This window comes from Nocardia arizonensis (assembly GCF_001310275.1).
Taxonomy (GTDB): domain Bacteria; phylum Actinomycetota; class Actinomycetes; order Mycobacteriales; family Mycobacteriaceae; genus Nocardia; species Nocardia arizonensis.
Genome location: NZ_LGYZ01000106.1, coordinates 1 through 13184 on the forward strand (window position 1 = coordinate 1; position 13184 = coordinate 13184).

The following is a 13184-nucleotide window of genomic DNA, read 5'->3' on the forward strand; positions in this document are numbered from 1 at the left end:
TTGCCCGTCGGGGATGGCCACGACCCAGCCTCGCTTGAGAGTGGATTCGATGCCGGCGAGGTCGTACTCGGCGCCGGTCGCGAGCAGTTGCGAGGGCGCGCAATGCCCGCCGAGTCCGCGGAAAGGTGGGCAGTAGAGCAGGATCGCGCCAGTCCCTGGTTTCGGCTTGGTCTCAGGGATGAGGACGATCGCCGAGGCCGCGATCGGCTGGGAGCGGGAATCGCTGGAGACGTAGACGAGTTGCCACGCCCCGGCCGCATCCGCCAGCTGCGGGACGAAAACCGGTCGCAGGCGCACGATGTCGCCCGGACGCGCCCCTTCAGGGAGAACGGGGGTGGTGTAGAAGTCGCTGATGGTCATTGGTTTCCTCCGGCGAGGTCGTGGGCAGCGGCGGTCAGCCACGCGGCCCCGCTGGCGATGTGCCCGGATGCGGCATAGCCGGTGTGGCGGGCAGGAATGTCGGTGTAGCGCAACAACACCGCAGGATTGGCCAAGTCGGCGTTGTCGGAGACGAGCTGGCCCCACGCCTCCGACAGTCCCGCCGCCAGCGGCGGCAACGTGGCCAGCGGGTTGGCGGCGACCGTGGCCGTGATCTCGGCCCACCGCGCGGTCGCGGCGGCGGTCTCGTCCGGGCCCGGTGCCGGGATACGCGAGTTGGCGGCCTCGGTGAGACGCTCGGCCAGACTCGCCGCGGGCACATAAGCCACCGTGCCGGGCCCGACATGGAAGTCGTTGAGCACCATCGTGGTCCAGGCATCCCCGAGCGCACCCGACAACAACGACTGGATCGAGCCGACGGCGGCGATCGGGTCACGCAGGTCGGCCTGGGCGGCGATCTGCGCGGCGACCCGCAGCAAGGCGGCCCGGTCGGGTGCCGCGCAGCTTAGGTCACCCTCGACACAGATGTCGGCAACCCGGCCCGTCAACTCGCCGTAGTCGGCCCCGGACGTGGTGGCGATCCCGCCACCGGAAGCGACAGCCGAACTCAAGCTCACCCGCGACACCGCCGCCCCGCTCGTCCCGGGGGGCGAGTCCGGAATCGTCTGCCCGGGGCGTCCCGCGATGACCGGTGAACCGGGGGCACGCTCGGGGTCGGAGTACAGGATCACCGCGGCGACCCGCTGTGGCGCCACGGGGCCTTCCCCGGCCCCGACCATCTGCGCGAACCCCGAAGCGACCTGCGCGCCTTGGGAATAGCCGACGATCGCCTGGGAGGTCCCGGGGCAGATCGCCGCAACATGCTCGGATTCGGCGAGCAGTGTGTTCAGCCCGGTGCTGGCCGAGGCCGCATAGGGGTCGGTGCCCCCACCGGTGCCCGGTGCGCCACCGAACGATGCCGGATAGCTGATGTAGGAACGTGCGATCAGACTCGGATCGGCGGCGGCCACCGGGCCGAGCAGGTGACCCAGCATCCCCGAGTCCGCGGTCGTCGAAGCGCTCGGCGAAGACTCTGAGGTCCCCTGCACACCGAGGACCCACAGAGCCGGGCAGCCTTGGCCGGCGACCTCGGGCTGCGCACTCGCAGGGCCCGCGCTCGTGGGGCCGAGGACAGCGGCGACGGTCGCGGCGGCGACGGTCGCGGCGGTGAGCAGGCGTAGCCCGGTCATGGCTGCCCGACCCCCACCCCGGCACCGAACCCCGCACCGACCGTGCCACCGACCAACGCCCCCAGCGCTGCAGCAGGCACACCCGCGACGGCCGCCCCCGCTGCGGCACCGGCCGCCGCACCCAACGCGGTACCGGCCACACCGGAGGTGACGGTGCCGATCACCGGGATCGCGATCACGGTGCCGATGGCAGCTCCGGCGATTCCGCCGATCGTGCCTCCCGCGAGCCCTCCCACGACAGCACCGACTGCTGCCGCCGGGGCACCGGTGAGCGCGCCGCCGATCGCGCCACCGGCCCCGGCTCCGGCGACGGTGGCACCGGCGACGCGGTCCGAGCGCCCGGCGGGTAGCCCGACCGAGTCGAGGAAGGTCGCGGCCTGGGCTTCCAGGTCGGCGCTGACGGTGTTGATCGTGTCGCCGACCTCCGGCGGCAACCATTCGGGGTCGGGGAACACCGCCGTCCCGATCCGGATCGTGTCCGGGGGCGGTTCGATCGGCGCGACCGGTTCCACCGGCTCCGGCGAGTGCAGTTCCATCAGATACACCGGCGGGGCGGGCGCGGGTGAGGGTTCCGGGCGCGGTTCCGGTCCGTTGCGGATCTCGGGCGGCTGTTCGACATACACCGGCGGTTCGACGGGGGCCGGAGGCGGTGCGGGAGTAGCGGTTCCGGGTTGGGCCGGGGCGGTGACGCCGGGCTGGTCCGCGATCGGGGCCAACGGCGCCATCGCACTCGCGGGCTGGGCGGCCAACACCATCAGCACAGGCACCGCACCCGCAGCGACCGCACGGCCACCCCACAGCATCCAGCCCTCATGGCCTCGGCGAATGCACCGGCCTCCGGCACCGTAGAGCGGCCCTACGGACACGACCGCTGACGATGTAGCACTGTTTTTGGACATGACAAATGACTCCTTTCAGGTAAAGGAAGGAATGAAGGAATGAAGCAGAGAAGTAATAGGAAGTTTGAGGCGAATGAAGCGGCCGATCCCCGCCGGGAGATTCCCAGCTCCCGGCGGGGATCGCAGCCGGGAGGCTTAGCTGATCATATTTTGAGTAGTCAAAAAATGATCAGCCCAGATCAGAAGAACGGCAGCACCTGCGTGGCGATTGCCAGCACGTTCGAGACCAGTGACGCACCGGCGCTGAGAACCGACAGGATGGTGTAGAGGTCCATGACTTCCCTTTCCGAGGAGGAGCGATTGCCTCACCATCACAACCCCGAAAACCACTGGTGCGCCACCCTTTTGACGGGGACAAAAATCGGTACCATTTTCCGTCCCCCCACGCACACACGGGGTGGCCTGCACCGATCAGCGAAACAGGTACAAAAAGTGTCACCAAAGAAATTTTCCGGCGGGTGTCCCGCACCGGAGAAAGGGTGCCCTGAACACTCCGTGCGCCCCGCGCGGAGGTCCGTAGCTAATTGTCAGCCAGGTCACAGTGAATGATCGGTGGCCGGGCTGTTCCCTTTCTGGTAGAAGTTAATCAACTCGGGGGAGTTAACCCTTCAACCTATCGCGTGGTGGAGGGGCGACGGAAGACTCAAATAGGAGGGGCTTGACACATGAACCGGCGGACCGGCTCGACCCGGCGACCGCGGCGAGGCAAGGCCCGCCGCACCACATCTGAGCTACCCGACCTGCGCCGATGGGTCCGACAAGTCCGCGAGGCCCGGGGCCTGACCCGGGCCGAGGCCGCCGGCCGACTCCAGGTCAGCGAGGACCTGATCAAGAAGATCGAACTCGGCACCCACCCGGCCTCCCCGACCGTTCTCGAACAGATCATCACCGGCTACGAACTCGACAAATCCCAGGCCCGCCACACCCGCGAACTCGCCGAACCACCGACACCGCTGCCTTCGATCGAGGAGCTACGAGCCCGCCCCGTTGCCTGCGAGCACCACACGACGTTGCGCCGCCTCGATGAACGAGGCTGGGTCGGCGCGTATCTCGACCCCTTGTGGAACGTGGTCTACGCCAACGAACGCTTCCGCGCAGAGCTGCCCGACCTCGCCGACTACGACAATAACCTCAGCCAGTGGTTCTTCCACCCCGGCAGCACCACACCCACCGCCGAGCCGTGCGTTGTGCACTGGGATGCCGCCGCCGCGTACATGGTCGCGTCCCTGCGCGTGAAGTTCGGCATCTACCGCCACAGTGCCCGTGCACGGGACCTGCACGAGACACTCAGCGCAGCAGCGCCTTTCCGGCAGTTGTGGACCGGCAGCACCGAGGTCGCCTACGGCCACAAAACCGTGCACCCCATGCAGGTACGTGATCCCGACACCGGCGAAGAATGCACCATCCGCATCCACCTCGGCGTCGGGGCGGAAGGTCCTCCCGACCTGCGGTTCTGCTTCGTCTATCCCGACCCGTGCGAGGGGCCTCGCAGCATCTGACCTTTCCACCGCACCCACGACCTCTCCCCCGGATGTCCCGGAGGAGCACAACCGAACAAAGGAGTATCGCCATGAACGGCATCCCTCAGCGCACCCGCCATCGCGGAGCCGATCCGGACGTCCTCAACCAGCCACCGGCACCCTGTGCTGCGCTCGGCGTCGACATCGTCCTCATCCCGCCGCAGAAGCGAGACAACTGACATGTCCCTCGTGCTATCCGGGATGCCCGACTTCCACGACACCGTGGAGTTCCTGCGCCACAAGCGCCAGCTATCCCGCGAGTCCACCGCCAACAAAGCAGGATTCAGCATTTCCCGCCTCAACGAGGTCATCCAGAACCGCACCCAGCCAGGACCCAAGCTGAAGAAGGGACTGTTCGCCTTCTTCGACCTCACCCCCACTCAACAGCGCCACCTGCAAGACCTGCTTCGCCCCTCCGCCGAGCTACCCCCGCTCACCGGCCTGCGTCAGTACCTCACCGATCAGGGAGTCCATCACCACCTCGACTACCTCGACCAATGCGAGGTCATGGGCGCCTACCTCGACCCACTCCAGAACGTCCTACACGGCAACAAGGTCTTCTACCGGATCATGCCCGGCCTCGACGACGCCGACCACAACATCGGGCGGTGGATGTGCTCACCCACCGCCCGCGACCTCGTCGAGGACTGGCACGAACACCTGCTCCACCACATCCGCCGCCTGCGCGCCTCGCTCGGCCGCTACCGCGACGCACCCCGAGCACAAGCACTGTTCCAGACACTGCGCAACAACCCCGAGTTCCGAGCCGCATGGGACTCCACACCCCTACAGGTCAGCTACAACTCGCACCGGTCGACGCCACTGCGTCTCCACCACCCCGACAACGAACACCCGATCCACCTGAATCTCGAAATCGACCAATACGGCGCATGTTTCGAGATCCTGTCCGTCCACGGCCTCTACAACACACACGCCATCGCATCCTGAGGCGACCTGGCCACCGAGCCACATCGGAGCGCCGCCGGGCGAGGCGGGCAACCCTCGCCCGGCGTGTAGGCGTAGTGATGGTGTAGACCGGCAATGCCCTCCGCAGACTGCCATGATGGGCTCATGACTGACCGAACTCGGGTGCTGAATGCCATCGTGACCGTCGCACCGCCAGCGCTGGCTTCTGCAGGCTCCGCTACCGTCTGCGAGGATCGATGAACATGGCTGAGGCACGGACGGGGCTGATCATCTGGGATGTGGACGGCACGCTCATTCCTGCGGACTTGCGGTGGCTACGGCGAGCAGTCTCCCGTACCTACGACATCGAAGAGTCGGCAGTCGTGTTCCCCGCTGCGCGGATACATGGTTACACCGATGAGTCCATCGTCGTGGACACGGCCATAGCCTCGGGCGTCACCAGCGAGACCGCCGAAGAAGGATTCAGTCGGTACGCCGAGGTGCTGATGCAGGTCATGAAGCAGGGAGAGGCTGAACTCGCCCGCGACCAGGCAGCATATCCGGGTGCCGCCCAAACGATCGCTACTTTGGCGGAGCACGGGTACGTCCAGACGGCGCTCACGGGGAACTTGCGTGTGTCGGCAGAATTCAAACTGGCCGTGGCGGGCCTGGATACCCACCTCGACCTCGAGGTCGGTGCGTTCGGCTCGGACGCGCGTGATCGGTTCGACCTGCCTGCGTTCGTCGCCGACCGGTACAAGGCGAAGTACCGGCACTCCATTGAGCCCGCGCGGACCGTCATCATCGGCGATGCGGCAAACGACATTGCCACTGCTCGGCACGCCGGATTCAGAGTTGTCGCGGTTGCCCACCGGATTAGCTCGGAGCAGCTGTGGGAACACTCGCCGGATGCGGTCGTGGATCGGCTGGATCCATACGAGGTTCTCGAAGCAATCCGTTCGGTACAGACGATCCGATCGTCCGCCCAGCTCGACCGCTAGGTGGAGATTTCGCCTACTCGCTCCATCAAAGCGAGGACCGGCTTTTCGTTCTGCCAGGGAGCCATCCTCTCGATAGCACATTGCGCACGTTCGAGTCCACGACGATTGCCCATGGTCGCCAGATCCTCGTAGGTCTCACCGAGCACCCTGCAACCCTCGTCCAGCTCTCCTGACAGCGCGTACGCGCTGGCTAGGTCGACGCGCGCCGCCAGCGCGACGTTAGGGCTGTCCATATCAGGCGAGTCCTGCGCGGCGGTAAGGGCGGCGATAGCGCGTTTCGGTTGCCCGAGCAGGAGCTGGCAGGTGCCGACATAGACTTGGATCCGGGTGCTGTTCCAGTCGCTGAACAGGCCGGAGCGGTCATCTTCATCGATGCTCTCCGCGGCGCGCTGGGCGCGAGTCAACGCTTCCTCGCATTCATCCCGCAAGTCCAGCACCGCATAAGCCTGCGCCTGCTCAGCACCGATCCGTGCTCGCGCCGCAGGTGGCAAGAAGGCGGAGAGACCGGCTGCCTCATTGAGTACTCGGAGCCCGATGACCACGTCACCGTCCGAACTGATCAATGTCGCCGCATCTGACCGGAGATTGCTTTCGAAAATTCGTGCGATACCGCCCATCGTTTTGTCCTGGAGCTGGTCTGCAAGCTTTCGGGCAAACGCGGCATGGGTCAGTGCCATCGACCGGTCACCGATGGCGCTCCACACCCGGCTCGCCACAACGGATGTCTCGCCCAGCAGCGCCCCCGCCCGCCGCTTGATCACATCGTCGGTCGCAGCTCGAAACAACGACGCGACAGCATCTCGGTGGGCCTCGATCGGGCCGATCAACGCATCCGGTGCCAAACTCTGACGCTGACCAGCCAGCAGATCGGTCACGGCAGCGAAACTGCGGAGGGAACTCGGCGCAGCCCGCGTTCGCATCAATGCCGCAGCCTCTTCCACTTCCAACACATCGATTGCCGGGTGATCGGTCCCGACCAGCACCGAACTGCTGATCGGTGCGAGGTTAGGTGTCGGCACGGAGTAGTCATTGCCCCCGGCCAGCGGAACATCTGTTCTCACCAACGCTGACTCAAGGGCCGGGGCCATGTCAGCACTGGGCACACCGGCGTTCGAGCCAGATTTGCTTCTACGCGCAGCTTTCGGGTGCCGTGCTCGCCACGCGGCTTCTCCTTCGGCCACAATCTGCTCGAACCGTTCCCGGTCTTCCGGGGTTGCACGTTGGGCGTAGGCGGTGTCCAGGATCGATTGGGTCTGCGCGCGGAGTTTGACCGCGCTCAGTCCCACCTTCCAATTGCTGACCGTGGTGGTTTCGATTCCGAGCATCGTGGCGAACTGCCGGATCGGCAGTCTCATGGCCTCTTGCAGCACGGCTGCTTCGAAGCCGGTCCATGCCCGCCCTCGTATCATTCGGCCCCCTCATTCCCGCTCCTGAACTGGGAAATGCCTACGGTACGCCAACGCTACGCCAACACTCTGCGGTTCCTCCCGATACCGCTGGCGGGCCACGATTTTCAGCAGGAACCCGTTTTCGTGGGAGGCCGAGGCGCAACCGCCCGATCCGACTTCCCTCGACGTTGGAAAGCCCTCAGGGAGGCCGCGCATGAACGGCAGCAACGAGCCGAACTCACCCCAGTCCGCGGCGAGACAGGCCGACGTGGGTGAGTCGGCCGGCGCCCTCGCCAATCCCGAGATCACCCACGGCTTCGATTGCACACTGTCGACTCTGGTCCGGCAGCTCGACGCGATGACGATCGCCGGATGGGTCACCAGCGTGGCCGAACCGTCCGGGGAGTTGCGATGACGCCGATCAGCACGCCGGTGCAGCCGTTCACCGAGTCTCCCCACAGCCGGTGCGAGTTCTACCGTCGCATGTGCTCGCTGCCGACCGTGGTCGACCCTCAGACGGGGCGGATCACGATGAAGGCCGGGTCTCTCGTCGGGGCGGTGATGATGCCGACCGGACTGGCGCAACAGGTCAAGAACAGCCTCGATCTGCGCGGTGTCGCTCCGCTGTCGATCATCGGCCACCCCAGCGCGGGAATGTGGACGTTCTTGGTGCGAGCCGACATGCGGCCCATCGCCGACCCTGCCGAAGTCGCGCAGCTGCGGAACGCCCGGGTGGTGGTCATCCGCGACGGAGACATCGCCCTGCCCTCCCCGGTACCGGACCAGCTGATGATCCGCACCTGGATCTCCCCGGCGACCGGCACATTCCGGCCCTCCGGCGAAGTGGTGATCGAATGCGCCCGAGCACTCCTACCCCGGACGGATCGGAAATGACACCCGACAGCAATCGGTCGCCGTGCCCAGACGAACCCGACGTCCGACTCTCAGTCCTGATTTCCAGTGTCCGAATGGAATTCGTCGCCTGTCTGACCGCCGCGCTGGTGTTCGTCTGCGACGTGGCCGCCCACCGCCCCGGAACCGTCACCGTGGAGCCCGGCACTTGCGCCGGACTGCCGCGCTTGCCCGCCGAACGCCTCTATCTCCAGCCCTGAGCCGCGACCGCGCGGCTCTCTGACCACCCAAATGGCCTCCGCACGTGCCCCGGCGAGATACCCGCGACGTCTCCTCGGCCGTGGCCCCGGTGCCGAGGCGGCCCCGGAGTTGCTTCCCGGCGACTCCGGGGCCCCAACAGCCCCTCCACCTCGAAGGAACCCATGTACGCCGAGTTCGACACACCCGAACCGTCACCCGCAACCCGCCGCGACCGGCACCTGATCGCCTTCGGCATCGGTGCGGCCGTCGTGTCCACGGTCCTGTTCGTCATCACTCTGACCGTGCTCGCGCCTGGCATCCACGCCCAGCAGCGCGGCATCGACTGCCCGAGCACGACCTCGCCGGCCGGGGTAGTCACAGGCTCTGGTCCCGGCGACTTCTCGAACGGCCCGGCCGCGATCCTGGGGTTCAACCACGCCTACTACGTCCAGCGCTCCGCCGAGCAGGCACGCCGATTCCTGACTGCCGACGCCCTCGTCGGCCCGAGTGGCAAGTTGCAGGCAGGGATCGACGCCGTACCCGCCGACACCTACCACTGTGTGACCATCTCGCCACTCGAACGGATTGGCGACGCCGACCTCTGGGCAGTCACCGTCACCGAGTACCACCCCGACAGCGAGCCCTATGCGCCTCGCCAGATCATCACCACCCGCACCGTCGGAGAACTGACGCTCATCAGCTCTATCGCCCGCGCATGACCAGCGCGTAGACCACCTGGATACCTCGGGCCATCACACCGACCGGGCAACCGGCCGGTCGACCCGAGGGTGGGGAACCGCCCCCGGAGGCCGCCCCAACACCCCCGCGCCTCCGGGGGCGCTCACCGAGCGCTACCGACCACACCCGTTGGACTCCCACGGGATTCCCTCAACCACTGAAAGCAACTGAAAGGTTAGACAATGTCCTACTCCAGCTGGTACGACGCGACCGACAACAGCGGCCTGGAAACCTTGCAGCGCAGCCTGATCGACATCGAGTCCGACACCAAATATCAGCGCAGCCACAGCCCCGAAATCCTGCCCGGCCTGCTCCAGACCCTCGACTACGCCCGCGCCATCCTCGCCAAATGCACCGCCGTGCTCGGCCTGCCCGACGACAGCGAGGCAACCGCGGCGGCACGCATGCAGCGCCAGGCCGTTCTCGACGCGCCCGGGCACCGCTTCCACCTGCTCATCGGCGAAGCCGCGCTGCGCCGCACCGTCGGAAGCCACGCGGTCATGGCGGCACAGATCCGCCAACTCGGCGACATCCTCACCCAGCGCGACAACCTCGACATCGGCATCATCCCCCTCGATGCCGAATTCATCGGCCAAGCCGACAACTTCGTGATCCACGACGAATCCGGCGTCGCGATCGAGACAGTCACCGGATCCGTCGAGACCACCGGCGCCGACGAGATCGCCCTCGCACTGCGCACCTTCGAGCTGCTCGCCGACCAGGCCGTCTACGGCGAACACGCCCGCGCCCTGCTCGACCGGGCGTTGGCCGAGCACGTCGGCCCCGGCATCTGAACCATCCGACCCGCTGCCCGGGCCCCGACCCCGTCCCCGCTAGGCCGTATCCCTCGTCACGGCTGGGAGCAGTCGGGCCCGGCAGCCCCCTCTCACCACTGGAGTTGGTCGACATGACCAATCACGAGGTCGCGCTGCGACACAACATGCCCAGCAGCGCCCGCGTCGTCAACAAGCTGCTCGGCGGCAAGGACAACTACGAGATCGATGGTCTCGTCGCAGCCAACATCAGCAACAGGTTCGTCGTCGCACTGCGTGAGGGACGACGGTTCCTGCTGCGCGCCGTGGACTACCTCAGTAGCGAACACGCCGTGCACCAGTATGTCGACCTCGGATGCGGCATTGCGATGCCTCCCGATGTCGGTGATGCCGCCACGCACCGCGGCGAGTCTGCTCGCGTTCTCTACCTCGACAACGACCCCCTCGTCGCTGTCCACGCACGGGCCTTGCTGGCAACGAACCCGAACCGCCACTTCGCCCTGCTCGACATCACCGACACCGCAGCTGTTCTGGACAAGATCGCCGCCGTATTCGACCTCAACGCCCCGTTTGCGGTCTGCCTTTCCGGCACCGCCGAGCACCTGCCCGAGGCCCCCACCCTGCTCGCGGAACTGACAGCAGGGCTCCCGCCCGGTACCTGGATCGTGTTCAGCCACATCACCGACGATGTCTTCGCCCACGCCATCGGCGCATCAGCACGGGAACTGGGCCACCACGGCATCGCCTACCACCCCCGCGACCGCGACACCCTCGCCACCATGCTCGCCCCTTACCAACTCCTGCACCCCGGCCTGATCGCACCGCACCGATGGCATCCCATCACCCGCGTCCCCGCTCTCAAACCACAACACCCCCTCAAACATGACCTCGCCGCCTACGCCGCCGTAGGACAGCGACACCAGCGGTAAGACACCGAAAACCGAACAGAGAAACGGGGCGACAGCGATGGGCTGGGACCGAGACAACACCGACTACGACGACCAAGGAACCGAACAACAGCGGTACTACGCACACCTTGATTTCCTGCGCCGCGCCGGAAAGACCGCACAAGCCGACAAGCTCGCCGCCGGTGGCCCACCCCCACCCAGAAAAGCAGACGGTCCCGAAGGCTGGCTGGCCTGGCACGAACACCACCCGCCCACACCCGAGGAACTCGACAAGCTCGTGGACCGGCTACTCGACGCGGGACAGATCACCGCCAGTCAGCTCACCGGCCACACCCTCGCCCCACACGACACCGCAACCATCGCCACACTGCGGGCACTCATCGGCGCCCGAGTGACCTCACGCGCCTCGACGACCCCTCAATAGCGCCGTGCATCGGTGTCGTTGGTGTCGGCCGACTCGGACCTGAGCGCCTATGCCGCCATCGGACGACTACCCGAATAGACGACCTGCGAGCCGGAACCCGTCGCGGCAGGCCATGCCCCCGCCCACGTTGATCTTCGTCATCTCTCGACCCAGGAGGTACTCATGCCGTTGACATACATGTTCCGTGAAACACCCGCCGGTTTGGCCTCGGCAGCCGCCGATCTAATTGCCACACAAATTCATTCAGCGATCGAGAAGACTGGTGAATGTCTTATCGCTGTTGCCGGTGGAACGACGCCGGTCGCAACCTACCGAGAGCTAGCCGCGCGCGATATCGACTGGGCCAGAGTGGTTTTTGTTCAAACCGACGAGCGAATGACACCGGAGCCAACCGACCGATCAGCGAAGCCGATCGAGACGGCGTTGGGACTGACCGACCCGGGCCATCGCGCTACCTGGTACCCGATTCGGGCGAGCTGCACTGGTCACACAACCGCTGCAGCGTATGACGAACAACTGGCTAGACTGCGCGCCGAGGGTGGTCCCGACATCGCGGTGCTCGGTTTGGGAACCGACGGCCACACGGCCTCGATCTTCGACCACGCTCGCCCCGAAGGCGTATGCCAGCGGGTGATCGCCACGACCTACCACGGCCAGCAGCGAGTCAGCCTCGGCCTGGCCTATCTCCGCGCCGTGCCGACTCGAATCCTGCTGGCCACCGGGACCAGCAAGAGCGCGGCGCTGGCGGCAATCCTCAACCCCGCGCCGGGCGCTGCACCGGTATCGGCCGCTGTCGTACTCGGCCAGGACGGGTATGTCCTGGCCGACGCCGCAGCTCACCCAGGCCAGGTGTGAAATGAAAGACGTAGCAGGCGATAGCCGCTCGGTGATCGTGTTCGATCTCGGCGGGACATGGTGGCGTCTGGCGGTCTTGTCACCGTCCGGTGAGCTCACCGATCAGGACCGGCACCCGGCGGTGACGAAGGCCGGTACCGGGAGCAACACCGCCACCCTGCGCGAGCTGATGGTGCAGTTTCTCCTCACCCAGACCCGTCGACTGCTCGAAATCCATCCCGATGTCGTGGACGTAGGGATCTCGATCGGTGCCGCCACCAACGGGCACACCGGACAGATCCTGGCCAGCGCCCCGCTGTGGGGCGACAGCGCCGACCCGTTCGATCTGCAAGCCGTGCTGTGCGAGAACGAACCACGGACCCGGTGGTGGGTGGTCAACGACGTGACCAGTCTCGCGCTGGCCATCACCCGCAGGCCCGAGGTCCGCGCCATGAACCTCAAAACCGTTGCGGCGGTGACGGTCAGCAGCGGCATCGCCGCGCGCACCATCGACATCGAATCCGGCGAGGTAGTGCTCGACCGTATACACGGGACTCAAGGCGAGATCGGGCACCTGCCAGCCGCCGTCACCGCGCCACTGTCGACCGAACCCTCGGTCTGCGACTGCGGAGCTGTCGGGCACGTCTCCGCCCTCGCCGCGGGGAAGGCGATCGACCGACAGCTGACACAGCTGGCAAGCATCGTCGGCGCTGAGGCCACCACCGATCCGCCGCTGACGCGACTGCGATGCGCACTCGAGGCCAACAATCCGCACGCGAAGGCGTTCCTGGACTCGGTGACCGCGCCACTGGCACGGGCACTGCTGTACCTACTGGCCATCGATCCCCACATCGACCATGTGTTCCTGTCCGGCGGGGTCGTCGACACCCTCGCCAATCACTACATGAACAGCATGTACCGCTGCCTGGAAGCGGACGGTCTCTACCTCGTTTCCACGCACCAGCCCACCGTCTTTCGCGACCGGATCACGCGCCTGGAATCCGATGGGCTCGACCCACTTCGGGGTGCCGGGCTCTTCGCTCGCACGCAATCACTGCTCGCAACCGCCCGGCCCGGGGGAAGGAATCACTGAC

At 66.5% G+C, this 13184-nt stretch carries 16 protein-coding genes and 1 pseudogene; 13 read left to right on the forward strand and 4 right to left on the reverse strand.

What is annotated here, in order from left to right; genetic code table 11:
- From APZ21_RS23965 to APZ21_RS23975, 3 genes and pseudogenes are all read right to left on the reverse strand, one after another.
- Positions 1 to 360: pseudogene (locus APZ21_RS23965) on the reverse strand (hypothetical protein); the annotation flags it as partial.
- Positions 357 to 1607: a cutinase family protein gene (locus APZ21_RS23970; protein ID WP_054815567.1), complete on the reverse strand. Its 1251-nt coding sequence runs from the start codon at positions 1605 to 1607 to the stop codon at positions 357 to 359. The pseudogene APZ21_RS23965 and the gene APZ21_RS23970, both read right to left, overlap by 4 nt.
- On the reverse strand, positions 1604 to 2410 hold the full coding sequence (locus APZ21_RS23975; RefSeq protein WP_054815568.1) for a hypothetical protein: 807 nt from the start codon (positions 2408 to 2410) through the stop codon (positions 1604 to 1606). The genes APZ21_RS23970 and APZ21_RS23975 overlap by 4 nt, the downstream gene beginning before the upstream one ends.
- A 761-nt stretch (positions 2411 to 3171) precedes the next feature.
- Between APZ21_RS23975 and APZ21_RS23980 the strand changes: the two genes are divergently transcribed.
- The 4 genes from APZ21_RS23980 to APZ21_RS23990 all read left to right on the forward strand — a co-directional run bounded on the left by APZ21_RS23980 (position 3172) and on the right by APZ21_RS23990 (position 5933).
- Positions 3172 to 4005: a helix-turn-helix domain-containing protein gene (locus APZ21_RS23980; protein WP_054815569.1), complete on the forward strand. Its 834-nt coding sequence runs from the start codon at positions 3172 to 3174 to the stop codon at positions 4003 to 4005.
- 71 nt (positions 4006 to 4076) lie between these two features.
- The gene (locus APZ21_RS36050) at positions 4077 to 4205 is read left to right on the forward strand and encodes a hypothetical protein (RefSeq protein WP_267890428.1); all 129 of its coding nucleotides are present in this window, start codon (positions 4077 to 4079) and stop codon (positions 4203 to 4205) included.
- A gap of 1 nt (position 4206) precedes the next feature.
- Positions 4207 to 4974 (forward strand): MmyB family transcriptional regulator, encoded by a 768-nt coding sequence (locus tag APZ21_RS23985; RefSeq protein WP_022567149.1) that lies wholly within the window; start codon positions 4207 to 4209, stop codon positions 4972 to 4974.
- 221 nt (positions 4975 to 5195) lie between these two features.
- Positions 5196 to 5933: an HAD family hydrolase gene (locus APZ21_RS23990; RefSeq protein ID WP_019045680.1), complete on the forward strand. Its 738-nt coding sequence runs from the start codon at positions 5196 to 5198 to the stop codon at positions 5931 to 5933.
- Here the strand turns inward: APZ21_RS23990 and APZ21_RS23995 are convergent.
- The gene (locus APZ21_RS23995) at positions 5930 to 7303 is read right to left on the reverse strand and encodes an NsdA family TPR-like regulatory protein (protein ID WP_054815570.1); all 1374 of its coding nucleotides are present in this window, start codon (positions 7301 to 7303) and stop codon (positions 5930 to 5932) included. The two genes, APZ21_RS23990 and APZ21_RS23995, sit on opposite strands and share 4 nt — an antisense overlap.
- Before the next feature lie 232 nt (positions 7304 to 7535).
- Between APZ21_RS23995 and APZ21_RS24000 the strand changes: the two genes are divergently transcribed.
- The 9 genes from APZ21_RS24000 to APZ21_RS24035 all read left to right on the forward strand — a co-directional run bounded on the left by APZ21_RS24000 (position 7536) and on the right by APZ21_RS24035 (position 13183).
- Entirely contained in the window at positions 7536 to 7736 is a 201-nt protein-coding gene (locus APZ21_RS24000) for a hypothetical protein (protein WP_019045678.1), read from the forward strand.
- The gene (locus APZ21_RS24005; protein WP_019045677.1) at positions 7733 to 8215 is read left to right on the forward strand and encodes a hypothetical protein; all 483 of its coding nucleotides are present in this window, start codon (positions 7733 to 7735) and stop codon (positions 8213 to 8215) included. Before APZ21_RS24000 ends, APZ21_RS24005 begins: the two co-directional genes overlap by 4 nt.
- 74 nt (positions 8216 to 8289) lie before the next feature.
- Positions 8290 to 8433 carry a hypothetical protein gene (locus APZ21_RS34365; RefSeq protein WP_019045676.1) on the forward strand — a complete coding sequence of 48 codons (144 nt, stop codon included), beginning with the start codon at positions 8290 to 8292 and terminating at the stop codon, positions 8431 to 8433.
- Between the two features lie 162 nt (positions 8434 to 8595).
- The gene (locus tag APZ21_RS24010; protein ID WP_019045675.1) at positions 8596 to 9132 is read left to right on the forward strand and encodes a DUF8176 domain-containing protein; all 537 of its coding nucleotides are present in this window, start codon (positions 8596 to 8598) and stop codon (positions 9130 to 9132) included.
- 201 nt (positions 9133 to 9333) lie between these two features.
- Positions 9334 to 9945 (forward strand): DUF5753 domain-containing protein, encoded by a 612-nt coding sequence (locus tag APZ21_RS34875; protein ID WP_019045674.1) that lies wholly within the window; start codon positions 9334 to 9336, stop codon positions 9943 to 9945.
- 113 nt (positions 9946 to 10058) lie between these two features.
- The gene (locus APZ21_RS34880; protein ID WP_019045673.1) at positions 10059 to 10853 is read left to right on the forward strand and encodes an SAM-dependent methyltransferase; all 795 of its coding nucleotides are present in this window, start codon (positions 10059 to 10061) and stop codon (positions 10851 to 10853) included.
- Positions 10854 to 10890: 37 nt separating this feature from the next.
- On the forward strand, positions 10891 to 11256 hold the full coding sequence (locus tag APZ21_RS24025) for a hypothetical protein (RefSeq protein ID WP_054815571.1): 366 nt from the start codon (positions 10891 to 10893) through the stop codon (positions 11254 to 11256).
- Between the two features lie 162 nt (positions 11257 to 11418).
- On the forward strand, positions 11419 to 12111 hold the full coding sequence (locus APZ21_RS24030; RefSeq protein WP_022567146.1) for a 6-phosphogluconolactonase: 693 nt from the start codon (positions 11419 to 11421) through the stop codon (positions 12109 to 12111).
- A 1-nt stretch (position 12112) separates the two neighbouring features.
- A complete protein-coding gene (locus APZ21_RS24035) occupies positions 12113 to 13183 on the forward strand; it encodes an ROK family protein (protein WP_054815573.1) in 1071 nt (356 codons plus the stop codon).
- Position 13184 lies beyond the last annotated feature (1 nt).

Excerpts from the sequence above, each read along its gene's own strand:
- APZ21_RS34365 (WP_019045676.1), top strand. The coding sequence starts at position 8,290 with ATGGAATTCGTCGCCTGTCTGACCGCCGCGCTGGTGTTCGTCTGCGAC.
- APZ21_RS24000 (WP_019045678.1), top strand. The coding sequence starts at position 7,536 with ATGAACGGCAGCAACGAGCCGAACTCACCCCAGTCCGCGGCGAGACAG.
- APZ21_RS36050 (WP_267890428.1), top strand. The coding sequence starts at position 4,077 with ATGAACGGCATCCCTCAGCGCACCCGCCATCGCGGAGCCGATCCGGAC.
- APZ21_RS34880 (WP_019045673.1), top strand. The coding sequence starts at position 10,059 with ATGACCAATCACGAGGTCGCGCTGCGACACAACATGCCCAGCAGCGCC.
- APZ21_RS34875 (WP_019045674.1), top strand. The coding sequence starts at position 9,334 with ATGTCCTACTCCAGCTGGTACGACGCGACCGACAACAGCGGCCTGGAA.
- APZ21_RS24005 (WP_019045677.1), top strand. The coding sequence starts at position 7,733 with ATGACGCCGATCAGCACGCCGGTGCAGCCGTTCACCGAGTCTCCCCAC.
- APZ21_RS23990 (WP_019045680.1), top strand. The coding sequence starts at position 5,196 with ATGGCTGAGGCACGGACGGGGCTGATCATCTGGGATGTGGACGGCACG.
- APZ21_RS23985 (WP_022567149.1), top strand. The coding sequence starts at position 4,207 with ATGTCCCTCGTGCTATCCGGGATGCCCGACTTCCACGACACCGTGGAG.
- APZ21_RS24025 (WP_054815571.1), top strand. The coding sequence starts at position 10,891 with ATGGGCTGGGACCGAGACAACACCGACTACGACGACCAAGGAACCGAA.
- APZ21_RS24030 (WP_022567146.1), top strand. The coding sequence starts at position 11,419 with ATGCCGTTGACATACATGTTCCGTGAAACACCCGCCGGTTTGGCCTCG.
- APZ21_RS23980 (WP_054815569.1), top strand. The coding sequence starts at position 3,172 with ATGAACCGGCGGACCGGCTCGACCCGGCGACCGCGGCGAGGCAAGGCC.
- APZ21_RS23970 (WP_054815567.1), bottom strand. The coding sequence starts at position 1,607 with ATGACCGGGCTACGCCTGCTCACCGCCGCGACCGTCGCCGCCGCGACC.
- APZ21_RS24035 (WP_054815573.1), top strand. The coding sequence starts at position 12,113 with ATGAAAGACGTAGCAGGCGATAGCCGCTCGGTGATCGTGTTCGATCTC.
- APZ21_RS24010 (WP_019045675.1), top strand. The coding sequence starts at position 8,596 with ATGTACGCCGAGTTCGACACACCCGAACCGTCACCCGCAACCCGCCGC.
- APZ21_RS23975 (WP_054815568.1), bottom strand. The coding sequence starts at position 2,410 with ATGCTGTGGGGTGGCCGTGCGGTCGCTGCGGGTGCGGTGCCTGTGCTG.